The following is a 23,725-nucleotide window of genomic DNA, read 5'->3' as shown; positions in this document are numbered from 1 at the left end:
GTCGAGCCCAGGATGACGAATCAGTGCAGCACCACCGACAGGCCGTCGAGTACGAACTGCACCGCGAGCGCCGCTAGCAGCACGCCGAGCAACCGCGTGATCACCGCCTCGATCTTCGCGCCAAGGATCCGCATGATCGGGCCTGCCGCGAGCAGTGCGACCAAGGTCAGCAGCAGGATCGTCACCATCGCCCCGAGCACGACCAGTGAGCGCTCGATCCCGCTGTTGCGGCTCATCAACAGCATCACCGACGCGATCGAGCCGGGGCCCGCGATCATCGGCATCGCCATCGGGAAGATCGAGACGTCCTCGACCTCGGGATCGTTCGCGACCTTGGCGGCGCGGTCCTCGCGGCGCTCGGTACGCTTTTCGAACACCATTTCGAGCGCGATCAGGAACAGCATGATGCCGCCGGCGATGCGGAAGCTGGCGAGACTGATGCCGAGGCCCTTGAGCAACGCCTCGCCGAACAATGCGAACACGAACAGGATCAGCGCGGACACGCCGACCGCGCGGATCGCCATCGCCCGCTTCTGGAGGGACGAGGCGCTCGCCGACAGACCGGCATAGATCGGCGCGCAGCCCGGCGGATCGATGACCACGAAGAACGTGATCAGCGACGAGATGTAGAGTTCGATCACAGTGCGGCCTCGTCGATCGTAATGCCTTCGCGGCGGCCTGCGGAGACCAGCGTATTGCGGAGCAGGCACGCGATCGTCATCGGCCCGACGCCGCCCGGTACCGGCGTGATCGCGCCCGCGATGTCGACCGCACTGGCGAAATCGACATCGCCGACGAGGCCCGAGTCGGTGCGGTTGATGCCGACGTCGATAACGGTCGCGCCGGGCTTGAGCCAGTCGCCCTCGATCATCTGCGGGATGCCGACCGCGGCGACGACGATGTCGGCGCGGCGGATATGCGCGGGGACATCCTTGGTGCGGCTATGGACGATTGTGACGGTGCAGCTTTCGCGGAGCAGCAGTTGCGCCATCGGCTTGCCGACGATGTTCGAGCGGCCGACGACGACCGCCTCGAGCCCGCTGAGGCTCGGCAGCACGCTCTTCAGCAGCATGACGCAGCCGAGCGGCGTGCAGGGGACGAAGCTGGGCAGACCGGTCGCGAGGCGGCCGGCGTTGATCGGGTGGAAGCCGTCGACGTCCTTGTCGGGGTCGATCGCGGCGATGACCCCCTGCTCGTCGATATGTTTCGGCAGGGGCAGCTGGACGAGGATGCCGTCGATCGTCGGATCGGCGTTCAGCGTCGCGACCAGCGCGAGCAGGTCTTCGGCGGGGACGTCGGCGGGGAGCCGGTGCTCGATGCTCTCCATCCCGGCTTCGCGCGTCGCCTTGCCCTTCGACCGGACATAGACGTTCGAGGCGGGATCCTCGCCGACCAGCACCACGGCCAAGCCGGGCGCGCGGCCCGCCTGTGCCCTGAAGGCGGTGACGCCGTCTGCGATACGGGCCCGGAGGCCGGCGGCGAAGGCCTTGCCGTCGATGATGGTCGCGCTCATGCCCGCGGTCCTTAAAGACCGGCGGCGATTTCCGCCAGCGTAGCAACGTTACCGACGATGTGCAGGCGCTTCAGGCGGAGGTTTCGCCGGAGATTATCGTTACGGCGCGCTTGGGTACGCCGAAAGTCTTGGCGACGAGGGCGACGAGCCCGGCGTTCGCGGCGCCATCGACGGGTGCGGCCGCCAGTCGCACGGCGAAATGCTCGGGCGTTCCGGCGGCGAGTGCGTCGCGACCGCCGCGCGGGGTTACCCGGACGGCGATCGCGAGGCCGTCATCGACCGCGCGCCAGGCTGCCGGCCCGATCAATAGCCCGTTCAATAGGCTGCGACGAGGTAGTTCTGCGCGATGTTCGGGATGACGATATTGGTCAGGATGTAGAGGATCAGCAGCACGACCAGCGGCGACAGATCGAGCGCGCCGAAATCGGGGAGGATGCGGCGGATCGGGCGATACAGCGGCTCGGTGATCTTCTGCAGCGCGTTCCAGACCGTGCGGACGAAATCGCTATGCGTGTTGATGACGTTGAACGCGATCAGCCACGACAGGATCGCCTGGATGACGATGACCCACCAGACGAGGTTGAGCAGCAACTGGACGATCTGAAGAAGGGCGATCAAGGCAAGGGTCTCCGCTGGTGTATTGCCGATATAAGGTGGCGGGGGAGAACGAGAAGCCCTGCTTAGACGATAGTCCCCTAGCCCCACCTCGTCACCCCAGCGAAAGCTGGGGTATCCCGGTTGGAGGGTGCGCGGCTCGAACTGGAAGATCTCAGCTTTCGCTGGGATGACGGATAGGGGTGCGTGAAGAACGAGAAGCCCTGTGATGTCGGTCGTTTTCGCCGCCGGCGCGCGCGCGTCGGACCGACTATCGTCACCCCACCTATCGTCACCCCAGCGGAAGCTGGGGCATCCCCGTTGGCAGGCGGGCGGCTAGAACCGGGAGATCCCAGCTTTCGCTGGGATGACGGCGTGGCGGTAGTGAGGGTAATACCCGTCGCGCGTTACCGCGGGCGCCCGTTGGCGCTCACCAAGGTCCCCGCGCCCTGCTTGGTGAAGATCTCCAGCAGCATCGCGTGGGGGACGCGGCCGTCGATGATGACCGCGGCATCGACGCCCGATTCGACCGCTGCGACGCAGGTGTCGAGCTTGGGGATCATGCCGCCGGTCACGGTGCCGTCGGCGCGGAGTTCGGCGATCCGCGCGGGGTCGAGATCGGTGAGCAACTCGCCCTGCTTGTCGAGCACGCCGACGATATCGGTCAGCAGGAAGAACCGCGCCGCGCCCATTGCAGCCGCGATCGCACCGGCCATCGTGTCGGCGTTGATGTTGTAGGTGTGACCGTCGGCGCCGATGCCGATCGGGGCAATCACCGGGATGATGTCAGCCTTGATGAGCGTGTCTAGGATCGTCCGGTCGACCGCGATCGGCTCGCCGACGAAGCCGAGATCGACGTGGCGCTCGATACCCTGGAGCTTGTCGGGCTCGCGGCCGTGGCCGACTTTCTGCGCGAGCACGAGGCCTGCGTCCTTGCCCGAGATGCCGACCGCGCGACCGCCGGCCTGGCCGATCCAGCCGACGATTTCCTTGTTGATCGAGCCCGCCAGGACCATCTCGGCGATCTGCGCGGTTTCTGCATCGGTGACGCGCAGGCCGTCGACGAAGCGCGACTCCACCCCCAGCCGCTTGAGCATCGCGCCGATCTGCGGACCGCCGCCGTGCACTACCACCGGGTTGATGCCGACTGCCTTCAGCAGCACCATGTCCTCGGCGAAATCGCGCTGGAGCTCGGGGTCGCCCATCGCGTGGCCGCCATATTTCACGACGAACGTCTTGCCGGCGTAGCGCTGGAGATAGGGCAGCGCCTCGGTGAGCGTTTCCGCCTTGGCGAGCAGGGCGGGATCGGGCGTGTGATCGGTCATGCCGACCCCTTAGACAGTCAAGGGAGGTAGCGAAAGCATCACCGCGTATCACCACTTCCGTCATCCTGACGAAAGTCAGGACCCAGGATCACGAACGGGGTCCCTTGCGGCTCTGGGTCCTGACTTTCGTCAGGATGACGGAGAAGGTGTTATGCCCGGTCCAGCCGCCGCCCCAATCGCACGAAGAAGGTGATCAGGAACGGCACCAGTACGATCGACAGCACGACCTTGGTGAGCATCTGCCCTTCCATCAACGCGAGGATCGGTCGCTCACCCAGGAAGGAGATGGTGATGAACAAAATCGTGTCGATGATCTGCGAGATGATGCTCGCGATCATGCCGCGCAGCCACACCAGCTTGCCCTCGCCGCTGCCGACCTGTCCCGACAGTTTCGAGAAGATCAGCACGTTGAGCGTCTGCGAGATGCCGTAGGAGATCAGCCCGGCGATCATCATCCGCGAGCTCTGGCCGACGACGATCGGGAACGCGTCGACCGCGGGCGGGTACATCCCCGGATCGTGCGGCAGCGCCAGCACGAGGTGGATCAGCGCCGCCGACACCAGCAGCGGGATGAACCCCAGGCGCACCAGGAACGTCGCGGTCTTCTGGCCGTGCAGCTCGGAAATCGCGCTGCTCAGCACCACCAGCAGCAGGAAACCGAAGATCCCCGCCTCGACCGCGAGCGGGCCGAGCGCAACCTGCTTCACCCCAGCACGCCGGCGATGCACACCATGCCGCCGTACAGGACCGAGAAAACGAAGAGCGAACGCGGGAACGCGGCCGGGGAACTGGGGAGAGAGTTATCCATCGCGCGGGACGCTAGCGAAAACCGCCACGCCGTCAAATGACTAGACCTCAAATGACTGGCGAGTGCGGCGCTCGCGTGTCATGTCGGTCGCTTGCGCGGCCGGGGGCCACGCGTGTCAGTCAAAAATGCAGGGCGTCCATGGAAAGACTAGTCATCGGCCTTGCAGGCATCGCCGTCATTCTGGGCATCGCCGTGCTGCTGTCGAGCGACCGCCGCGCGATCCGCCTGCGCATCGTCGGCGCGGCGTTCGCGTTGCAGGCCGGGATCGCGGTGCTCGTGCTGTATTCGAGCTTCGGCAAGGTGGTGCTCGGCGAGATGTCCGGCGGGGTCGCCAATCTGCTGGGTTATTCGCAGAAGGGCACCGAATTCCTGTTCGGCAAGATGGCGACGCCCGAGATCGGCGGGCAAAGCTTCGCGATCGCCGCGCTGCCGGTGATCATCTTCTTCGCCAGCCTCGTCTCGATCCTCTATTATCTCGGCATCATGCAACTGGTGGTGCGCTGGGTCGGCGGCGGGATCGAGAAGGTCATCGGCGTCTCGAAGGTCGAATCGCTGTGTGCGGCGGCGAACATCTTCGTCGGCCAGAGCGAGTCGCCGCTGGTGATCCGGCCGTATCTGGCGGGGCTTACTCCGGCGCAGCTGTTCACCGTGATGACCAGCGGCATGGCCGGCGTCGCGGGGACGATCCTCGCCGCGTATGCGTCGATGGGCATCCGCATCGATTACCTGCTCGCGGCGAGCTTCATGGCCGCGCCGGGCGGGATCCTGATGGCGAAGATCATCATGCCCGATCGCGTCATGCCGCCCGAGGGCGAACTGGCGCTTGGCGATCTGCCGGGTGAATCGTCCGCCGGCGAACCGATGCCGCAGGCGACGCATGACGAGGAGAAGCCCGCCAACCTGATCATGGCCGCAGCCCAGGGCGCGCAGACCGGCGTGCGCCTGGCCGTCGCGGTCGGCGCGATGGTGCTGGCGTTCGTCGCCTTGGTGGCACTCGCGAACGGCCTCCTTGGCGGACTCGGCAACATGATCGGGCTGCCGGGCCTGAGCTTCCAGGGGCTGCTCGGCTATGTCTTCGCGCCGATCATGTTCCTGCTCAACGTACCGTGGAGCGAGGCGGGGATCGCCGGCGGGTTGTTCGGGCAGAAGATCGTGCTGAACGAGTTCGTCGCGTATATCTCGCTCGGTACGCAGACCGGCCTGAGCCCGCGGACGATCGCGGTCATCACATTCTCGCTGTGCGGCTTTGCGAACTTTTCGTCGATCGCGATCCAGATGGCGGTGACCGGGAGCCTTGCGCCGAACCAGCGGCCGATGATCGCCAAGCTCGGCCTGCGCGCGCTGGCTGCGGGGAGCCTCGCGAACCTGATGTCGGCCGCGCTCGCCGGTCTGCTGATCGGCTGAGCCGTCCGTCATCCTGACGAAAGTCAGGATCCAGGGTAACAAGCGCCGCCTTTCGTGGCTCTGGATCCTGACTTTCGTCAGGATGACGGGACTGGGGCGACGGCGCCCCGAACGCAATCGGGCCCGCCACCTTCCGGCGACGGGCCCGACGAAACTGCCTCTTGGGGGATCGAGGCAGCTATCTCGCGGAATCGCCGATTACGGCAGCATCACCGTGTCGATGACATGAATCACGCCGTTCGACTGCATGACGTTGGCGATCGTGACGCGGCCCTTGTGACCCTTGCCGTCCATGATGCCCCAGCCGGTGCCGGCCTTCTTGAACATCAGCGGCTCGCCCTGCACGGTGGTGTAGGTCGCGGTGCCGCCATTCGCTTTCGCCTTGGCGGCGATGTCGGCGGCGGTGATCGTGCCGGGGACGACGTGATAGGTCAGGACGCTGGCGAGCTGCGCCTTGTTCTCGGGCTTGAGCAGCGTGTCGACGGTGCCGGCCGGCAGCTTCTTGAACGCGGCGTTGGTCGGCGCGAACACCGTGAACGGACCCGGGCCCGACAGCGTCTCGACCAGGCTGGCGGCCTTCACCGCGGCGACCAGCGTCGTGTGATCCTTCGAATTGACGGCGTTCTCGACGATCGTCTTGGTCGGGTACATCGCGGCACCGCCGACCATGGGATTGGTCTGCGCGGCGACGATCGCACTGCCGCTGACGGCGATGGCGGCGGCGACGATCGCGGTACGAAACACGTGATTCACGGCATGCTCTCCTGCACTGCGCCGGTCGGCCGACGCTTCTGCGGGAAGATACGGCCGGATCGGGGGAATGATGCAGCCGCGTTTCAGATCGTTGCGACAAGCCTGTCCCAGGACGCGATTTCATCGTCATGCCGCTGCGTGATGGCCAGGTCGCTCGCCGTCGCCGTCGCGAGATCGACGTCGATCGACCCGCGCCATTCGAACGTCGCATTGCCCGACAGCGTGACCATCGCCGCCTCGCTCGCTTCGGCGCGGACGAGGCCGCCCTTGTTGAAGACGGTGGTCGGCGTGTCGTACGCGATCCGCCCGGTCAGGCACGCGGCATAGGTCGACGCCGCCATCGCGCTGCCGCAACTGTCGGTGAGCCCGACGCCACGCTCGAAGGTGCGGACGAACAGGTCGGCGCGGCGGACCTCGACGAAGCTGACGTTCGCGCGGTTGGGGAGCCAGTCGGGGGCAGCCTCGCACGCCTCACCGACGCGGACGAGTTCGGCCTCGTCGATCGCGTCCACGAATGTCACGAGATGGGGATTGGGCATTGCGACGGCGGTGAAGGCTCGGGTCGTCGGCAAGCGGGGGATCGGCGTGTCGACGATGCGATCCGCGCCGGCCTCCATCGGCCACGCGGTGACGTTGAGCGACGCCGGCCCTGCGATCTCGCGTACCGTGAACACGCCCGGCGCGACATCGGCATCGTGCACGACGATCGCATCGCTGGTCTTGAGCAGCGCCGTTGCGGTTTTGACGCCGGTCGCTGCGAACCCAGCGCGCGCGACGCATCGCAGGCCGTTGAGGCACGTCTCGGACTCGCTGCCGTCGGAGTTGAACATCCGCATGCCGAATGCGTGGGTCTCGTTGCCGGCGGTGAGCAGGAGCAGGCCATCGCCACCGACCGGCCCGTCGCGATCCGCGAGCGCGCGCGCGACGGCCGCCCAGGCTGCGTCGTCGAGCGTGGACGCCCGGGCGTCGATCAGGGGAAGTCGTTGCCGGAGCCGTGGCATTTGATGAGGTCGAAGCGCATGTCTGCAACTTAGTGGTGCAGGGCAGGCAAAGCGAGTGCGGACAAGGGGAGCGGCCCGGATCGTCGACCTTCAATCCTCCCCCGCCAGGGGAGGTGGCTGGCCCTTGCCAGACGAAGGGGGAGGAAAGGTAACCTCTGTTTCGCGTCCTCCCCTCCGTCGCCTCCGGCGCCACCTCCCCTGGCGGGGGAGGATCGTGAGGTCGGGTTACCGGGTTCGGCGCCCCGCGCTACCCAATCCCGTAATGCGTAGCCAGGCGATCGAGCGCGAGCGTCAGGACCAGCCGCCCTGCCCGCGCCGGCCAGTGCAGCGCCTTCTCAGCGGCAGGCAGCCCCTCCCCCGCGCAGACGACGCGCCACAGGATGTCCGCGAGCCCCGGCCCCGCCGCGGCAATCGCTGTGTCGAACCGGCGTTTCGCGGCGATCTGCGCGGACGTTGGATCCAGTCCATCATGCCCGCCTCCATCGACTCGCTCCGCCCAGCGCATCGTCACGCTCGGCGCGATCGAGGCGCGTTCGTAGTCGGCGCGCAATTGTTCGCCCGCTGCGAACTGCCGCGCGTCGACCAGCCCGCGCGACCGGAGCCACCCGAGTGGCGATTCGGCAAGATTGACTGTCACCATTCGCCCGCGCCGCGCCCCGATGGCTGCGGGATGCCCTCCGCATCGATCGATCGTTCCACCAGTTCGCGCATCCGCCGTCTCCCGTTGCCGCTCCACATCACCTGCGCCGGTTGCCATATCGACATGGTTGTAGGACAGAGGAATAACCCATCTGGTTTGGAGCCTTTCGATGATCACGGCCATTCGCGAAGTCCGCCGCGCCAAGGGCCTGACGCTGGAGGATGTCGCGCGGCGCTGTGTTCCGCCGACGACCGCGCAGACGATCGGCCGGCTCGAGACGGGCACGCGCACCGTGTCGGTCGGCTGGCTCAACCGGATCGCCGCGGCGCTGGGCGTCGAGGCCGCCGATCTCGTGACGCTGCCCGATCGGACCGACTTGCCCGTCACCGCGATTCTCGACAACCGCGGCGTCCACGCGCCGCGCCGGACCACGACCGTTCCCCCACCGCAGGTCGCACCCGGACAGATCGCGGTGACCGTGGCGGGCGGAATCGGCGATTACCGCGCGGGCGACGTGATCTGGTGCGCGATGCTGGCACCGGAGGGCCTCGCCACCGCACTCAATCGCGACGTGCTCGTCCCGCAACCCGCCGGGCGGTTCGCGTTCGGACGGCTGATCGGATGCGAGGGCAGCGTGACGCTCTTGCCGCCGGGCCCGGGCACGCAGCCACAGACGATCGAGGCCCCCGCATGGATCGCGGTCGCTATGCGGCTGGTCCGCGAACTGTAGGAAGGTGGTGGGCGATGACGGGCTCGAACCGCCGACATTCTCGGTGTAAACGAGACGCTCTACCAACTGAGCTAATCGCCCCCTCTCGGGTGGACGTGCGATGCCAAAGCCGGGCGGCCGGGGCAAGCTAAAAGGGCGCGCACGATCACGGAATCCGCAGGTCGGCGCCTCGGGTGGCCACGATATACCCGCGCATCGCCTCGCTCGCGCGGTCCGACAATACCATGAACGCGCGCCGCCGGTCATGCATGTCGGGGCGGCGTTCGAACAATCCGGTGTCGGTCATCCGCGCGATCCAGCGCAGCGCGGTGGTCGGCGCAACCGCGGCGGCGATGCACAGGCTGGAGACGGATACGCGCCCCCGCTCGAGTTCGGCGGCGTAGAGATCGAGCAGCATGTCCCAGCCGGGATCCTCGAACAGCGCGGTCCCGAAGAACTGGTCGCGCAGCCGCCTCGCGCGAATCGCCCGCCGGACGTCGGCGGCGCTCGGCTCGGCCAGGGACGGCGGCGCGCCGTAATGGTTCGTCCGATCCCCGACGATCGGCGCAGCCGGCGCATCCTCCTCGATCTCCGCACGCGTCAGCCGCGCGAGTGCCTCGGCGATCCGCGCGACCTCCGTGTTCAGACGTTCCAGGCGCGTACTGTCGCTCTCGCGCGTGACGTCGAACACACCGGCGGGAGGCGCGCGGCTTCGGCGGCGACCACGATCGCCGCGACGCAATCGCCGACGGTGGGATCGACCCGCAACCGCGTGCTGCCGCCGAGAGTCGCCGCAGCGACGACGTCGATTTCATCCATGCCCAGGGCGACGACCAGCCCCGCCTGCAAGGCTGCCGCCTGATCGACGATGACGGGCAGGCGTTCGGCGAGCAGCGCGAGATCGACCCCGGCAGCCTCGACGACGATCACGTGCGGCGTCGCATGATCGCCGAATGCCGCTTGCCAGTCGAGCCGCCCGACGACCCGCCCACGCAGCGCGGCGAGCGCAACGGCCAACCGGTCCGGCGCACTCGCCGCGGCAATCAGGACCGCGTCGATCCCGCTATCGTAATCTGCCGCGTCGGGCGGGCCGGCCGGTCGAGTCATCACGGTCTCCGTTGTGAAACGGAGACTAACCTGCGTCAGGCCAAGTATTATACCCGAACTGGATCGAGTTTCGTTGGATTGGGGAACTTCCTCTGCACGGCGCGATCGGGGCCTAGTCGAGCGCCTTGACGATGTCCTCGACCATCTTCTTCGCGTCGGCCAGCAACATCATCGTATTGTCGCGGTAGAACAGGTCGTTATCGACACCGGCGTAGCCGACGCCGCCCATCGAACGCTTGATGAACAGCACGGTCTTGGCCTTTTCGACGTCGAGCACCGGCATGCCGTAGATCGGCGAGGACTTGTCGGTCTTGGCGGCCGGGTTGGTCACGTCGTTGGCGCCGATCACGAAGGCGACGTCGGTCTGCGCGAACTCGCTGTTGATGTCCTCCAGCTCGAACACGTCGTCATAGGGCACGTTCGCCTCCGCCAGCAGCACGTTCATGTGCCCCGGCATGCGTCCCGCGACCGGGTGGATCGCGTATTTCACGCGGACGCCCTCGGCCTTCAGCTTGTCGCCCATTTCGCGCAGGACATGCTGCGCCTGCGCGACCGCCATGCCGTAGCCGGGGACGATGATGACCTGCTCGGCCTGGCTCATCAGGAACGCGGCGTCCTCGGCCGAGCCGCGTTTCCAGGGGCGATCGACGGCTGAGCCGCCACTTCCCGCGCCTGCATCGCTCGTACCGAAGCCGCCTGCGATCACGCTGATGAAGCTGCGGTTCATCGCGCGGCACATGATGTAGCTGAGGATCGCGCCCGAGCTGCCGACCAGCGCGCCGGTGATGATCATCGCGCTGTTATGCAGCGTGAAGCCCATCGCCGCGGCCGCCCAGCCCGAATAGGAATTGAGCATGCTGACCACCACCGGCATGTCCGCGCCGCCGATCGGGACGATCAGCAGGAAGCCGATGACGAAGCTCAGCAGCGTGATCGTCCAGAATATCCATGCCGACTGATCGGTGACGAAATAGGCGATCAGGCCGAGGATGCCGGCGAGCAGCGCGATGTTGATGACGTGGCGGCCGGGCAGCATGATCGGCTTGCCACCCATGTTGCCGTTGAGCTTGAGGAACGCGATGACCGAGCCGGAGAAGGTGATCGCACCGATCGCGACGCCGAGGCCGAGTTCGATTCGGCTGACCGGGTGGATGACCGCGAAGGGCTGGCCGATCATGGGCACGACGAGGTCGGAGATCCCGAACGCCTGCGGGTTGAGATACGCGGCGACGCCGACCAGCATTGCGGCGAGACCGACGAGCGAATGGAAAGCGGCGACGAGCTGCGGCATCGCGGTCATCGCGATCCGGCGTGCGGTGACGAGGCCGATCGCCGCGCCGACGCCGATCGCCGCGAGGATTTCGACGACAGTGACCCAGTCGATAGCGCGCACGGCTATCGTCGGTCCGGTGTCCGAAACGAGAAGATGCTGAACGGTCGGCACATGCGTCACCAGCGTCGTCACGACCGCGATCGTCATGCCGATGATGCCGAAGCGGTTGCCGCGCTGGCTCGACGCGGGGCTCGACAGCCCGCGCAACGCGAGGATGAAACAGACCCCCGCGACCAGATAGGCGAGCGATGCCCAGGGGCTGACCGTCAGTTCATGCATCGTCCATTCCCCTAATCCTCCCCTGCAAGGGGAGGTGTCGCGCAGCGACGGAGGGTGACGCGCTCTCGATAGCGCGATACCCTCCGTCAGGCTGGCGCCTGCCACCTCCCCTTGCAGGGGAGGATCGTATGTCGACCGCCGACTCAGCCCTTCGCAACGGGCCGTTCCTTCTTCTTGTACATCGCCAGCATCCGCGCGGTGACCGCGAAGCCACCGAAGATGTTGATGCTCGCCAGCACGACGGCGAGCAGGCCTAGCGCCTTGGCGACGCCTGACCCGGCACCGATCGCCCCCAGGACCGTCGGCGCCGCGGCCGCGATCAGCGCGCCGACGATGATCACCGACGAGATCGCGTTGGTCACCGCCATCAGCGGCGTGTGCAGCGCGGGCGTGACCGCCCACACCACGAAATACCCGACGAAACACGCCAGCACGAAGATCGACAGGATCGCGATAAAGTCCATTCTATTCCTCCTGCGTGGCGAGCCGCTCGGCGGCAAGCGCCACGATACCTCGAACCATGGCGTCGCAATCGTGGAAAATCTCGACGGCGGGAATACGCAGAACGGCGATGCCACGTCCTTCGAACCAGCGATCGCGCGCAGCGTCGCGCGCTGGGCGATCACCAAAGTCATGCGCCTGGCCGTCGACTTCGATGATCAGGCGCGCGGCATGACAATAGAAGTCCGCAACGTACGGGCCTGACGGATGCTGCTTTCGAAACTTCAGACCGGCCGGTCTTTCCCGCAATGCGAGCCACAATGCGATCTCGGGCGGAGACATCATGCCGCGGAGCTGCTTGGCTAGCGCTCCAGTCGATCCCGTACCTTGCAGCATCTCAAATCCTCCCCTTGCAGGGGAGGTGGCAGGCGCTTGCCTGACGGAGGGGTGTCGCCTGTAGTGATAGCGCGCACGATACCGAGCGGCGATACCCCTCCGTCGCGCCAAGGCGCGCCACCTCCCTTGCAGGGGAGGATCGATTATCAAGACAGCAGCCTTGGGTTCACGATCTTGCCGCCCTGGGTCAGGCGAATCGCGTCGCCGATTTCAGCGTCGAGCACGGGCTTGCCCGCCTCCTTGTCCCAGAAGGCGTTGAGGAAGTTGAACAGGTTGCGCGAGAACAGCGCGCTGGCGTCTGCCGCGAGGCGGGACGGCACGTTGCGGTGGCCGACGATCTTGACGCCGTTCACGACGACGACTTCGCCTGCGACCGAACCCTCGACGTTGCCGCCCTGCTCGACCGCGAGATCGACGATCACCGAGCCCGGCTTCATGCTCGCGACCTGCGCTGCCGAGATCAGCCGCGGGGCGGCACGTCCGGGGATCAGCGCGGTGGTGATGACGATGTCCTGCTTCGCGATATGCCCCGAGACGAGCTCGGCCTGCGCGGCCTGGTATTCGGGCGACATCTCGCCGGCATAGCCGCCCGTCCCCTCGCCTTCGATTCCCGCGACGTTCTCGACGAAGATCGGTTTCGCGCCGAGCGACTGGATCTGCTCGCGGGTCGCGGCGCGCACGTCGGTCGCCGACACCTGCGCACCGAGACGTCGCGCTGTCGCGATCGCCTGCAAGCCCGCCACGCCGACGCCCATCACGAACGCCTTCGCGGCAGAAATCGTGCCCGCCGCGGTCATCATCATCGGAAACGCGCGACCATATTCGGCCGCCGCGTCGAGCACCGCCTTGTAGCCCGCCAGGTTCGACTGCGACGACAGGATATCCATCGACTGCGCGCGCGTGATGCGCGGCATGAACTCCATCGCCAGCGCTTCGTAACCGGCCGCGGCGTAGGCCTCGATCCGGGCACGGTCTGCAAAAGGATTGAGGCTGGCCACGATCCACGCCCCCGGGGCGACGCCGGCAAGCGACTCAGGATCAGGCCCCTGCACGCCGAGCACGATATCCGCTCCCGCCAGCGTCGCCGCACGATCGCCAACTGAAGCACCCGCCTCCGCATAGGCGGCATCGGCGATCGAGGCCGTCTCGCCCGCCCCCGTCTCCACTGCCAGCGCCGCGCCCAGCGCGATGAACTTCTTCACCGTTTCCGGCGTCGCGGAAACCCGCCGCTCGCCGTCCGCTTGCTCTTTCAGGACGGCGATCTTCATGATGTTACGAGATCAGCCAGATGACGAGCGCGACGACCAGCGCGCACCCGATCGAGCCCCATTTCATCATCCCCGTCACGCTCGAATAGGTCGCGACGTGCGCCTTCATATCTCCGTTGCCGGCCATGGTTCGTGCCCCAATCCTGTCAGTGCCATCCTCTATGCCGTCGACCTTAACCCGCACATCCGGGATCGCCAAGCGAGACATTTAAGGCGCCCTTTACTCGATTGCGCTATTGCACGTGCCGGAACGGGACAGGATTCGCCATGACGCGCAACGGCCAGCGCCTAGTATTGCTGATCGACGACGAGCCCGCGCAACGCCGGCTGGTCGCCGCGCTTGCTGCGCGTGGCGGCTGGCGCGCGGTGTTCGCGACCGATGGCGAGATGGCGATCGCCACGCTCGGCACGCAGGACGGGATGCAGCTCGACGCGATCCTGCTCGATCACTCCGCCCCCGATGGCGACGCGACCACGCTGATCGCCGAACTGCGCGAACGCCGCCCCGCGCTGCCGATCCTGATGCTCACCGCCAATGGCTCAGTGGCGCACGCGGTCAGCGCGATGCGCGCCGGCGCCACCGATTTCCTGGTCAAGCCGCTCGCGCCCGACCGCGTGCTCGCCGCGCTGGAGGCCGCCATAGCCGGCACCGCCGCGGGCGAACTGCGCCCGCTCACCGAAAAGATTCCCGCACTGCTCGCGTTCGACGAGATCGTCGGCTCCTCCCCCGATTTCCGCGCCGCGCTGGCGATCGCGGCAAAGGCGGCACGCGCGCGCGTCGCGGTGCTGGTCGAGGGCGAGAGCGGGGTCGGCAAGGCGGTCGTCGCCGAGGCGATCCACGCCGCCTCGCCGCGCGCCAAGAAGCCGATGATCACCGTCAATTGCGCGGCGATGCCCGCCAACCTGATCGAATCGGAACTGTTCGGGCACGAGGAAGGCGCGTTCACCGGCGCGTTCGAGCGCAAGATCGGCCGCTTCCACGATGCCGATGGCGGCACGCTGTTTCTCGACGAGATCGGCGAAATGCCGCTGGAGGCGCAGGCCAAGCTGCTCCATTTGCTCCACACCGGTGAGGTCCAGCCGATCGGCGCGCGGCATGCGCGTGACGTCGACGTCCGGGTGATCGCCGCGACCAACCAGCGGTTGCTCGACGAGGTCGAGGCGGGGCGGTTTCGCGAGGACCTGTATTACCGGCTGAACGCGGTGCAGGTGACGATCCCCCGTTGCGCGAGCGCACCGGCGACATTCCCGCGCTCGCCCGTCACCTGCTCGCGCGGATCGCCGAGCAACCGGGGCTGAGGCCGCTCGGGATCACCGACGCCGCGCTGAAACTGCTGGTGCAGTATGACTGGCCCGGCAACGTCCGCCAGTTGCAGAACGCGCTCTTCCGCGCCGCCGTGCTGTGCGAAGGCGCCGCGCTAACCGAGGAGGATTTCCCGCAGATCGCCGCGCTCGGCAATCGCCAGCGCGGCCCGACCACAGTGGCAGCGGGCGGCGGCGGCGTCACGCTGTTCCGCCCCGACGGCAATTTGCGCGCACTGGAAGAGATCGAAGCCGACGTGATCCGCCTGGCGATCGGCCATTACCGCGGCCGCATGACCGAAGTCGCCCGCCGCCTCGGCATCGGCCGCTCGACGCTGTACCGAAAGCTCAGCGACCTGGGGATCGACAACGCCGCCTGAGGTCAGGACCACGCCGGTTCCGGTGCCTTTCCAGGCGCCGGGATACGCTAGATCGACCGGGCAACCGCGAGCGACGTCATAAGCGCAACCACGGCGATCGGCGGCAGTCTCCAGACGGTCAGAAGAACGAAACCGGCAGCGGCGATCGCGAAATCATACGGGCTGACGACCGCACTGACCCAGACCGGATTGTAGAGTGCCGCAGCGAGGATGCCAACGACGGCGGCGTTGACACCGCGAAGCGCCGCCTGCGCCGCCGGACGTGCGCGCAACGCGTCCCAGAAAGGCAGCGCACCTAGCAGGATCAGCAGTCCGGGAAAGAAGATCGCAACGAGTGCCACCGCTGCGCCCCATATGCCGCGCGGAACAGGGGCGACCACCGCGCCCAGATAGGCGGCGAAGGTGAACAGCGGCCCGGGCACGGCTTGCGCCACGCCATAGCCTGCGAGGAACGTGGCATCGTCGGTCCAGCCGGGCTCGACCACGGCAGCTTGCAGCAACGGCAGCACGACATGTCCGCCCCCGAACACCAAGGCGCCGGATAAATAAAACGCATCGAACAGGGTCAGTCCCTGCAACCCCGGCGTCGAAGCGAGCAGCGGCAGACCGACGAGCAACAGCGCGAACAGGGCAAGACAGGCGACACCGGCCGTGCGGGAAACCTTGAACCGGATCGGCTGACGGGCGGCGTTTGCCGTGGCCCGGCACAGCCAGATGCCGCCGATCGCGCCCACACCGATCGCCGCAACCTGCCCCCATGCTCCGCCCAGCAGCGTCACCGTAACAAGCGCGGTCAGCGCCAGCGCCGCGCGCGGCCCATCCGGCGTAAGCGTGCGCGCCATACCCCAGACAGCTTGCGCGACGACCGCAACCGCGACGAGATTGAGGCCGTGGATGACGGCGATACCCACCGGACCGTCGAAACGCGACGCGCCATAGGCGAACAGCAGCATCAGACAGGCAGAGGGGAGCGTGAACCCGACCCAGGCGGCGACCGCGCCCAGCGGCCCGGCGCGCAACAGCCCCAGCGCGAACCCGACCTGGCTTGAAGCAGGGCCGGGCAGAAACTGACAGAGCGCGACCAGATCGGCGTAGCCCGTTTCGTCGATCCAGCGGCGGCGCACCACGAAGGCCTCGCGGAAATAGCCGATATGGGCGATCGGCCCTCCGAACGAGGTGAGCCCGAGCTTCAGGAACGCGGCAAAGACCTCGCCGATGCTGCCGCGGCGCGCGGCAAGGATGCTTTGCTCGTTCGTCATCGAACGCAGTATAGCCTCCGCATGTTCACGAGCATCATCCGCAGTACCGCGAGTCCATCGACGATCCTGATCCGGTTGGCGGTCGGCCTCGTCGTGTTTTTTCCCGAAGGCATCCAGAAGCTACTGTTTCCCGACATCCTGGGCGCCGGCCGCTTTGCGAAGATCGGCATCCCCTACCCCGAATTTACGGGGCCGTTCGTCGGCATGGTGGAGCTAATATGCGGGGCGCTGATCATCGTCGGGCTGTTCACCCGGCTTGCCGCCATCCCGCTGATCGTGACGATGATCGTGGCGCTGATCACGACCAAACTCCCGATCCTGTTGGGACATGAACTTGGACCGTTCAGCCTTCCCGACTTCAAGCGCTACGGCTTCTGGAGCGCACAGCATGAGAGCCGCGCGGATCTCACCATGCTGCTCGGATGCCTGTATCTGCTGATCGTCGGCAGCGGACGCTGGTCGATCGATCGACTGCTCGACCGGGACGTCGTGCCCCCGGCCTAACCCGGGGGGACGATCGATCAGCCTACCAGAGCACGCCCTTCTCGGGCTGCAACGGCTCGGGCGCGGGATCGCCGATCGCCTGGAGCAGGTCGATCTCGATCGTGCGGCACATCGCGTTCAAGGGCACGTCGTGGATCGTGTCGGCGAACGGATCGACCAGATCGTCGCCGATCTGCAGCACGGCCAGGAACATCAGGCCGGCGATCGTCGAGCCGACCGGGGTCGCATAGCCCAGCGTCTCGACCAGGCCGATCGGCAGCAGGACGCAGAACAGTCGCGTGAACAGGCTCGGGAAGAACCGGTACTGGTTGGGCAGCGGCGTGTTCTTGATCCGCTCCATGCCGCCCTGCGCGTTGGCGATGTCGACCAGGATCGCCTCGAACTGCGTCTGCTGGATGGTGTCGATCCAGCCGTTCCGGCGTGCGATGTCGATCCGGCGGCCGGTGCCGTCGAGCAGGCCGTTGGCGATGTTGGTCCGCTCGAGCGCAAACGAGGCCTCTTCCTGCGACAGGAAGCGCAGCACCTCAGGCGCCGCCGGCTGCTTGCGCAACTGACAGCGCAGAGCGTTCACATACGCGATCTGGCGGAGGACGATGGTCCGCTTCATGTCGTGGCCCTCGGGCTCGGGCAACATGTTGCGCGCCATACGTGCCAGGCTGCGCGAGGCGTTGATCATCAGCCCCCACAGGCCGCGGCTTTCCCACCAGCGCTGATACGCCGAATTATCGCGGAAACCGAGGAACAGCGCGAGGGCGGTACCGAACAGCGTCAGCGGCAAGGCCGGCGCGTGAAACGGCAGGACGTAATAGGTGATCGTGACGACCACGTCCCAGACGAAGAGCCCGAGCAGCGGGCGCCAGACCTCGCTTAGGATCTGACTGAAGCGCGGTGTTGCAGTGACGATCAAACGAAAGCTCCCTTGTTTCCGTTGCGTTTAATGCGCGAAGAGGCGTTTCGCTGCAATGCAGCGATCATCAGCCGCCGATAAGCGACTGATCGCGGAGGCCTCGCCAGATCTTCACCGCCTGTACCGTCTCGGCAACGTCGTGGACGCGCAGGATCTGGACGCCCGCATCCGCGCCTTTCAGCGCCAGTGCGAGCGAGCCGGCGAGACGTTGGTCGACCGGCGCTTCGTTCGATAATGCTCCGATCAGGCGTTTGCGGCTAGCGCCGAGCATGATCGGGCAACCGAGCCCGTGGAAGATCGCGAGGCCGTTGAGCAGCACGAGGTTCTCGGCCAGCGTCTTGCCGAAGCCGATGCCGGGATCGACCATGATCTCGCGACCGCTTGACGCCGCCCGCGACGACCGTGGCGATGCGGGTTTCGAGCCAGTCGAACACGTCGGTGAGGACGTTGGCGTAGCCGCCGTCGCCGTGCCCGCCCTTCTTGGGGTCGGGCGAATGCATCAGCACGACCGGGCAGCCGCTCTTCGCGACCACATCGAGCGCGCGGTCATCCCATAGGAGCGCCGCGACGTCGTTGACGATGTGCGCGCCGGCAGCGAGCGTCGCCTCCATGACGGCCGCCTTGCGGGTGTCGACCGAAACGATGGCGCCGGCGCGGGCGAGGCGTTCGACGACGGGCACGAGCCGCGCAATCTCGTCGCCTTCCCACACGGCTGCGGCACCGGGGCGAGTCGATCTCGCCGCCGACATCGATCAGCGTCGCGCCGGCGGCGGCCATGTCGATGCCGGCTGCGGCGGCAGCGGCCGGGTCGTCGACATGCTTGCCGCCGTCGGAGAAGCTGTCGGGGGTGACGTTGAGGATGCCGGCGACGATCGGCTGGTCGAAACGGAGCGTGCGTTCGCCGAGCTGGAGTGCGGCACGGGGGGCGGTAATGGCGGCGTGGAGGTGCGTGGCGCGATCGCCCAGCTTTGCCAGGTCGGCGACGGGGATGGTGCGGCGGGTGCGGCCTTCGATCACCTCGTACGCGGCGAACCACTGCAGGCCACCGGCGATGCGCGCGACGCTGTCGTCTGGGTGGCCGATCGGGGTGTCGACGAACTGGACGGGGCGGAGGTGGATGATCGTTCTCCTGCTCCCTCCCTGAAAGGGAGGGGTCGAGGTGGGTCGGCCGGTTGGTTTACGTATTGCCCGACAAGCAGCCAACCCACTCCCAGCCCCTCCCTTCCGGGGAGGGGAGCAAGACGTCAGACCGTGGTCGCCAACAGATACGTCTGGCGGAGGTCGTCGATCGGCTTCAGGCCCTTGTCGCTCTCGTAATGCCAAAAGCTCCAGCCGTTACACGCCGGCGCGTTCTGCAAGGTCGAGCCGAGCTTGTGGATCGAGCCGATCGTGCCGCAGTCGCTGAGCAGCGAGCCATCCGCGCGGATCGTCGCGCGCCAGCGGCGCTTCGAATCGGTCAGCACCGCGCCGGGCGTCAGATACGCATTCTCGACCAACACGCCGAACGCGACCTTGGGCTGCGTGCGCGGGCTCATCATCGTGCGAATCGCCGATTCGTCGAGCGGCAGCGCAGCCTCGATCCGCTCCTGCGCGGCCTCGATATAGTCGCCTTCACGATCGATGCCGATCCAGCTGCGACCGAGGCGCTTGGCCACTGCGCCGGTGGTGCCGGTGCCGAAGAACGGATCGAGCACGACGTCGCCGGGCTTCGTGCACGCCAGCAGGATGCGGTACAGCAGCGCCTCGGGCTTCTGCGTCGGATGCACCTTGGTGCCGTTCTTCTTCAGCCGCTCGGCACCGCCGCAGGTCGGGAATTCCCAGTCGCTGCGCATCTGGAGCTCGTCGTTGAGCGTCTTCATCGCGCGGTAGTTGAAGTGGTACTTCGCCTTCTCGCCCTTCGAGGCCCAGATCAGCGTCTCGTGCGCGTTGGTGAAGCGGGTGCCGCGGAAGTTCGGCATCGGGTTGGTCTTGCGCCAGACGATGTCGTTGAGGATCCAGTAGCCGAGATCCTGAACCGCCGCGCCGACGCGGAAGATGTTGTGATAGCTGCCGATCACCCAGAGCGAACCGTCGTCCTTGAGGATGCGGCGCGCTTCCTGGAGCCAGGCGCGGGTGAAGCGGTCATAGGCGGCGAAGGTGTCGAATTTGTCCCAGTCGTCGGTGACCGCGTCGACGTGGCTGCCGTCGGGGCGATAGAGTTCGCCGCCGAGCTGGAGGTTGTACGGCGGATCGGCGAAGATCATGTCGATCGACTTCGACGGGAGCGCCTTCATCCGCTCGATGCAGTCGCCGCGTAAAATCTGGTCGAGCGGGAGGACCGGCTGGACCGCCGGCTCCGCTGTCTTCTTCGCACGCGGCCGTGCGATCGTGTCGATCAAACCCATGATTTCCGCCCCTTGTCGGCGCCCATAGCTGCGGAATTGTCCGACTCCGTCAAGCAAAGTTTCGTTAACGGCGATTTGGTGCAAATCCGTCGCTGCGGCCAATCGAGTCGCCATTGCCCAGATGTTGAGTCGTGGGAGACTCGCGGCTCAAGCCCTTGGGGTGTGGCGCGAAAGACTCAGCTCGTCGTTTCCGTCGCGAACACCCCCTCGCGCGCCAGATAGGCGGCGGCGACGGGCGCGAAACTGCGCCGGTGAATCGGCGTGGGGCCGTGATCGCGGAGCGCCTTCATGTGGTGCGCGCAGCCGTAACCCTTGTTCGAATGCCAGTTATATTCGGGATGCCGGTCGGCGGCGGCGATCATGATGAGGTCGCGGGTATGCTTGGCGACGATCGATGCGGCGGCGATCGACAGCGACTTGGCGTCGCCGCCGACCAGCGGCGTCGCGGGGTAGGTCCAGCGCGGCAAGCGGTTGCCGTCGACCAGGACATGGCCAGGCGCGTGGCCGAGTTCGGTGGCGAGCGCATCGACCGCGAGCGTCATCGCCTTCATCGTCGCCCAATAGATGTTGAGCGTGTCGATCTCTTCGGGTTCGACGATGCCGATGCCGACGATCGCGCAGCCCTTGAGGCGCGCGCAGAGCCGTTCGCGTGTCGAGGCGGAGAGCTTTTGGAGTCGTCGATGCCGCGGGGGACGCCTTTGGGCGGGAGAATCACGGCGGCGGCCACGACCGGCCCAGCGAGCGGTCCGCGGCCCGCTTCATCGACGCCGGCGACGGGGCCGACGCAGAGCTTTTCGTGTTTCATGCCGGGCATTCTAACTCCATCGCGCGGCAAAAGCCTGCGCATCCCAGCCGTCGGGGTCCTTTGCCGCAAGCAGGTGATAAAGGGGTAGTGTCGAGCGCGTGGCCTATCGGGCCGTGCCCTTGGCCGATACCTGGAGCCGCTGCAAGCGCGGCGCGGACGAACGCGATGGCACGGTCGGTTGCGGTGTCGAGCGTCATGCCTTGCCCCAACCCCGTGGCGATACCGGTGGCGAGCGTGCAGCCGGTGCCGTGGGCGTGGCGGGTTTCGATGCGGGGATTGGTCCAGCGGGTTTCGCCGGCGTCGGTGACGAGACGGTCGACGATGTGAAGACCTTCGGCGTGGCCGCCCTTGATGAGAACTGCGGGGCCGAGCGCGCGGATCGCGGCCTCGCCGCCAAGGGCTGCGAGTTCGGGGAGGTTGGGGGTTACGAGCGTGGCGATCTGCATGAGACGGGCAAAGGCTGCGATGGTAGCAGGGTCGGCCAGGACGGAGCCGCTGGTGGCGATCATCACGGGATCGAAGACGATGGGGAGTCTGCTCCCCTCCCTGGAAGGGAGGGGTTGGGGGTGGGTCGGCTCGGGGCCGGTGTCGCGCTCGCCCAGCGGCCTACCCACCCCGGCCCCTCGCTTCCAGGGAGGGGGAAGACGTTCTAGATATGCGGCTACCGCATGCGCGGTTTCGGCCGAGCCGATCATGCCGATCTTCACCGCATCGACGCCGATGTCGCAGACGACGGAGTCGATCTGCGCGAGGACCATGTCGGTCGGGATCTGGTGGACCGCCTGCACGCCGAGCGTGTTCTGCGCGGTGATCGCGGTGACGGCGGTCATCGCGTGGCCGCCGAGCATCGTCACGGTCTTGATATCCGCCTGGATGCCGGCGCCGCCGCCTGAGTCCGAGCCGGCGATGATGAGGATTCTGGCTGTCATCACAATCGCTATGGCATAATCGCTGGGCTGTGGGACAGTGAAGGACTCCAGCCGATCGACATTCTATTCTAGTGCCGCCGCCCGCCGCCCGGTTTCTGTGGCGGCGCTTCGCCCAGCCGTGTCGGCCGGTCCAACAGCTCCCCGCCGCAATTCGGGCAACGCTCGTCGAGCGCATCCGCACACTCCGCGCAGAAGGTGCATTCGAACGAGCAGATGAACGCGCCGGGTGCATCAGCGGGGAGGTCCGCAGCGCAGCGTTCGCAAATGGGGCGCATCTCGAGCATCAGGCGGCCGCCTGCCGGACCGCGTCGCAGATCCGGTCGACCACGCGCTCGACCTGGCCGAGATCGTCGCCTTCGGCCATCACGCGGATCACCGGTTCGGTACCCGACGGACGGATAACGAGCCGCCCCTTGCCAGCGAGTTCGGCCTCGGCCTCGGCGATCACCGCCTTTACCGCGTCGTGGTCGAGCGGCTTGCCGCCCGCGAACCGCACGTTCTTGAGCAACTGCGGCAAGGGTTCGAAGCGGTGGAGGACTTCGCTGGCGGGGGCGCCCGAGCGTTTCACCTCGGCGAGGATCTGCAATCCTGCAACGAGACCGTCGCCGGTCGTCGCATAGTCGCTGAGGATGATGTGGCCCGACTGTTCACCGCCGACATTATAGCCGCTCGACCGCATCTTCTCGAGCACGTGCCGATCGCCGACCGCGGTGCGGACGAGGCCCAGTCCTTGTGCCGCGAGATGGCGTTCGAGGCCGAGGTTGGACATCACCGTCGCGACCAGCCCGCCCCCGCGAGGCGCCCTTGCCGCGCCCAGCTGGCCGCGATCGTCGCCATGAGCTGGTCGCCATCGACGATGGTGCCGGTCTCGTCGACCACGATCAGCCGGTCGGCGTCGCCGTCGAGCGCGATGCCGATGTCGGCGCCGTTCGCGACGACGGCCTCGGCGAGCGCCTGCGGGGCGGTCGAGCCGACGCCGTCGTTGATGTTGGTGCCGTTGGGCGTCACGCCGATCGCGACCACATCCGCGCCGAGTTCCCACAGCGCCGAGGGTGCAACCTTGTAGGCGGCACCGTTCGCGCAATCGAGCACGATCCTCATGCCGTCGAGGCGAAGGTTTTCCGGGAAAGTCGACTTGGCGAAGTGGATGTAGCGGCCCTGCGCGTCCTCGATGCGGCGCGCGCGGCCGATCTGGTCGGAGGGAACGAGCGGGATGTCGCCGTCGATCAGCGCCTCGATCGCCGCTTCCGCCTCGTCCGACAGCTTATAGCCATCGGGGCCGAACAGCTTGATGCCGTTGTCGGCGTAGGGATTGTGGCTGGCGGAGATCATCACGCCGATATCCGCACGCATCGACTGCGTCAGCATCGCCACCGCGGGGGTCGGCATCGGCCCGACCATCACCACGTCCATGCCGACGCTGGTGAACCCTGCGACCAGCGCGGACTCAAGCATATAGCCCGACAGCCGCGTGTCCTTGCCAATCACGACACGGTGGCGGTGATCGCCGCGCAGGAAGTAGGCACCTGCCGCCATGCCGACCTTCATCGCCATCTGCGCCGTCATCGGCGAGGCGTTGGTGGCGCCACGAATGCCATCCGTGCCGAAATATTTCCTTGCCATTCGTTCCGCTTTCCGTCCGGTATCCAGTCCTGAAGTCGCTGATAGCGCGGTGGAACACGAA

General features: G+C 66.9%; 21 protein-coding genes, 1 tRNA gene and 7 pseudogenes. 4 read left to right on the top strand and 25 right to left on the bottom strand.

Features of this window, described 5'->3' with window-relative positions:
- Positions 1-20 precede the first annotated feature (20 nt).
- From AC0IX7_RS16165 to AC0IX7_RS16140, 6 genes and pseudogenes are all read right to left on the bottom strand, one after another.
- On the bottom strand, positions 21-641 hold the full coding sequence (locus tag AC0IX7_RS16165) for a MarC family protein (RefSeq protein WP_332744795.1): 621 nt from the start codon (positions 639-641) through the stop codon (positions 21-23).
- Positions 638-1,513 carry a bifunctional methylenetetrahydrofolate dehydrogenase/methenyltetrahydrofolate cyclohydrolase FolD gene (folD, locus tag AC0IX7_RS16160; RefSeq protein ID WP_471812829.1) on the bottom strand — a complete coding sequence of 292 codons (876 nt, stop codon included), beginning with the start codon at positions 1,511-1,513 and terminating at the stop codon, positions 638-640. Before folD ends, AC0IX7_RS16165 begins: the two co-directional genes overlap by 4 nt.
- A gap of 70 nt (positions 1,514-1,583) precedes the next feature.
- Entirely contained in the window at positions 1,584-1,832 is a 249-nt protein-coding gene (locus tag AC0IX7_RS16155; protein ID WP_471812827.1) for a DUF167 domain-containing protein, read from the bottom strand.
- Complete coding sequence (locus tag AC0IX7_RS16150; RefSeq protein WP_093398362.1) at positions 1,829-2,131, bottom strand: YggT family protein; 303 nt, start codon at positions 2,129-2,131, stop codon at positions 1,829-1,831. Before AC0IX7_RS16150 ends, AC0IX7_RS16155 begins: the two co-directional genes overlap by 4 nt.
- 383 nt (positions 2,132-2,514) lie before the next feature.
- Positions 2,515-3,432: an acetylglutamate kinase gene (argB, locus tag AC0IX7_RS16145; protein WP_248522450.1), complete on the bottom strand. Its 918-nt coding sequence runs from the start codon at positions 3,430-3,432 to the stop codon at positions 2,515-2,517.
- Positions 3,433-3,581: 149 nt separating this feature from the next.
- Positions 3,582-4,240: pseudogene (locus AC0IX7_RS16140) on the bottom strand (queuosine precursor transporter).
- Positions 4,241-4,378: 138 nt separating this feature from the next.
- On the opposite strand from AC0IX7_RS16140, the gene AC0IX7_RS16135 reads away from it, so the two are divergent.
- Entirely contained in the window at positions 4,379-5,644 is a 1,266-nt protein-coding gene (locus AC0IX7_RS16135) for a NupC/NupG family nucleoside CNT transporter (protein ID WP_471812825.1), read from the top strand.
- Between the two features lie 198 nt (positions 5,645-5,842).
- On the opposite strand, the gene AC0IX7_RS16130 is transcribed toward AC0IX7_RS16135, so the two are convergent.
- From AC0IX7_RS16130 to AC0IX7_RS16120, 3 genes and pseudogenes are all read right to left on the bottom strand, one after another.
- Positions 5,843-6,397, bottom strand: a complete 555-nt coding sequence (locus AC0IX7_RS16130) for a fasciclin domain-containing protein (RefSeq protein WP_471812824.1) — start codon at positions 6,395-6,397, stop codon at positions 5,843-5,845.
- Between the two features lie 83 nt (positions 6,398-6,480).
- Positions 6,481-7,418: pseudogene (dapF, locus tag AC0IX7_RS16125) on the bottom strand (diaminopimelate epimerase).
- Between the two features lie 227 nt (positions 7,419-7,645).
- A pseudogene (locus AC0IX7_RS16120) lies at positions 7,646-8,109 on the bottom strand (DUF6456 domain-containing protein).
- Between the two features lie 98 nt (positions 8,110-8,207).
- Here AC0IX7_RS16120 and AC0IX7_RS16115 point away from each other — a divergent pair.
- The gene (locus AC0IX7_RS16115) at positions 8,208-8,768 is read left to right on the top strand and encodes a helix-turn-helix domain-containing protein (RefSeq protein ID WP_471812823.1); all 561 of its coding nucleotides are present in this window, start codon (positions 8,208-8,210) and stop codon (positions 8,766-8,768) included.
- 5 nt (positions 8,769-8,773) lie between these two features.
- Here the strand turns inward: AC0IX7_RS16115 and AC0IX7_RS16110 are convergent.
- From AC0IX7_RS16110 to AC0IX7_RS16075, 8 genes are all read right to left on the bottom strand, one after another.
- A tRNA-Val gene (locus AC0IX7_RS16110) sits at positions 8,774-8,849 on the bottom strand.
- 64 nt (positions 8,850-8,913) lie between these two features.
- The gene (locus AC0IX7_RS16105; RefSeq protein ID WP_471812822.1) at positions 8,914-9,438 is read right to left on the bottom strand and encodes a hypothetical protein; all 525 of its coding nucleotides are present in this window, start codon (positions 9,436-9,438) and stop codon (positions 8,914-8,916) included.
- Entirely contained in the window at positions 9,390-9,854 is a 465-nt protein-coding gene (locus AC0IX7_RS16100; RefSeq protein WP_471812821.1) for a hypothetical protein, read from the bottom strand. Before AC0IX7_RS16100 ends, AC0IX7_RS16105 begins: the two co-directional genes overlap by 49 nt.
- 112 nt (positions 9,855-9,966) lie before the next feature.
- A complete protein-coding gene (locus AC0IX7_RS16095; RefSeq protein ID WP_471812820.1) occupies positions 9,967-11,466 on the bottom strand; it encodes an NAD(P)(+) transhydrogenase (Re/Si-specific) subunit beta in 1,500 nt (499 codons plus the stop codon).
- A gap of 143 nt (positions 11,467-11,609) precedes the next feature.
- Positions 11,610-11,930: a proton-translocating transhydrogenase family protein gene (locus tag AC0IX7_RS16090; protein WP_187503849.1), complete on the bottom strand. Its 321-nt coding sequence runs from the start codon at positions 11,928-11,930 to the stop codon at positions 11,610-11,612.
- Position 11,931: 1 nt separating this feature from the next.
- Positions 11,932-12,303, bottom strand: a complete 372-nt coding sequence (locus tag AC0IX7_RS16085; protein ID WP_471812818.1) for an endonuclease domain-containing protein — start codon at positions 12,301-12,303, stop codon at positions 11,932-11,934.
- Between the two features lie 146 nt (positions 12,304-12,449).
- On the bottom strand, positions 12,450-13,571 hold the full coding sequence (locus tag AC0IX7_RS16080; protein WP_471812816.1) for an NAD(P) transhydrogenase subunit alpha: 1,122 nt from the start codon (positions 13,569-13,571) through the stop codon (positions 12,450-12,452).
- A gap of 4 nt (positions 13,572-13,575) precedes the next feature.
- Positions 13,576-13,698, bottom strand: coding sequence for an aa3-type cytochrome c oxidase subunit IV (locus AC0IX7_RS16075; RefSeq protein ID WP_187503846.1), 123 nt, complete (start codon positions 13,696-13,698; stop codon positions 13,576-13,578).
- Between the two features lie 140 nt (positions 13,699-13,838).
- Between AC0IX7_RS16075 and AC0IX7_RS16070 the strand changes: the two are divergent.
- Positions 13,839-15,253 (top strand): annotated as a pseudogene (locus tag AC0IX7_RS16070) (sigma-54-dependent transcriptional regulator).
- A gap of 47 nt (positions 15,254-15,300) precedes the next feature.
- Here the strand turns inward: AC0IX7_RS16070 and chrA are convergent.
- The gene (chrA, locus tag AC0IX7_RS16065; protein WP_471812814.1) at positions 15,301-16,512 is read right to left on the bottom strand and encodes a chromate efflux transporter; all 1,212 of its coding nucleotides are present in this window, start codon (positions 16,510-16,512) and stop codon (positions 15,301-15,303) included.
- 21 nt (positions 16,513-16,533) lie between these two features.
- On the opposite strand from chrA, the gene AC0IX7_RS16060 reads away from it, so the two are divergent.
- Positions 16,534-17,016: a DoxX family protein gene (locus tag AC0IX7_RS16060; protein ID WP_471812812.1), complete on the top strand. Its 483-nt coding sequence runs from the start codon at positions 16,534-16,536 to the stop codon at positions 17,014-17,016.
- A gap of 22 nt (positions 17,017-17,038) precedes the next feature.
- Here AC0IX7_RS16060 and AC0IX7_RS16055 read toward each other — a convergent pair whose 3' ends face one another.
- From AC0IX7_RS16055 to glmM, 7 genes and pseudogenes are all read right to left on the bottom strand, one after another.
- On the bottom strand, positions 17,039-17,923 hold the full coding sequence (locus tag AC0IX7_RS16055) for a bestrophin family protein (protein WP_471812811.1): 885 nt from the start codon (positions 17,921-17,923) through the stop codon (positions 17,039-17,041).
- A 67-nt stretch (positions 17,924-17,990) separates the two neighbouring features.
- A pseudogene (folP, locus tag AC0IX7_RS16050) lies at positions 17,991-19,042 on the bottom strand (dihydropteroate synthase).
- Between the two features lie 125 nt (positions 19,043-19,167).
- Positions 19,168-20,307 carry a DNA methyltransferase gene (locus AC0IX7_RS16045; RefSeq protein ID WP_471812810.1) on the bottom strand — a complete coding sequence of 380 codons (1,140 nt, stop codon included), beginning with the start codon at positions 20,305-20,307 and terminating at the stop codon, positions 19,168-19,170.
- 176 nt (positions 20,308-20,483) lie between these two features.
- Positions 20,484-21,121 (bottom strand): annotated as a pseudogene (locus tag AC0IX7_RS16040) (ribonuclease HII).
- Entirely contained in the window at positions 21,109-22,044 is a 936-nt protein-coding gene (thiD, locus tag AC0IX7_RS16035) for a bifunctional hydroxymethylpyrimidine kinase/phosphomethylpyrimidine kinase (protein ID WP_471812809.1), read from the bottom strand. The pseudogene AC0IX7_RS16040 and the gene thiD overlap by 13 nt, the downstream one beginning before the upstream one ends.
- A 65-nt stretch (positions 22,045-22,109) precedes the next feature.
- Positions 22,110-22,325 (bottom strand): DUF1272 domain-containing protein, encoded by a 216-nt coding sequence (locus AC0IX7_RS16030; RefSeq protein ID WP_471812808.1) that lies wholly within the window; start codon positions 22,323-22,325, stop codon positions 22,110-22,112.
- Positions 22,325-23,664: pseudogene (glmM, locus tag AC0IX7_RS16025) on the bottom strand (phosphoglucosamine mutase). Before glmM ends, AC0IX7_RS16030 begins: the two are co-directional and overlap by 1 nt.
- Between the last annotated feature and the right edge of the window lie 61 nt (positions 23,665-23,725).

This window comes from Sphingomonas sp. AC411 (genome assembly GCF_979253035.1).
This window is presented reverse-complemented; position numbering and strand designations above follow the sequence as displayed.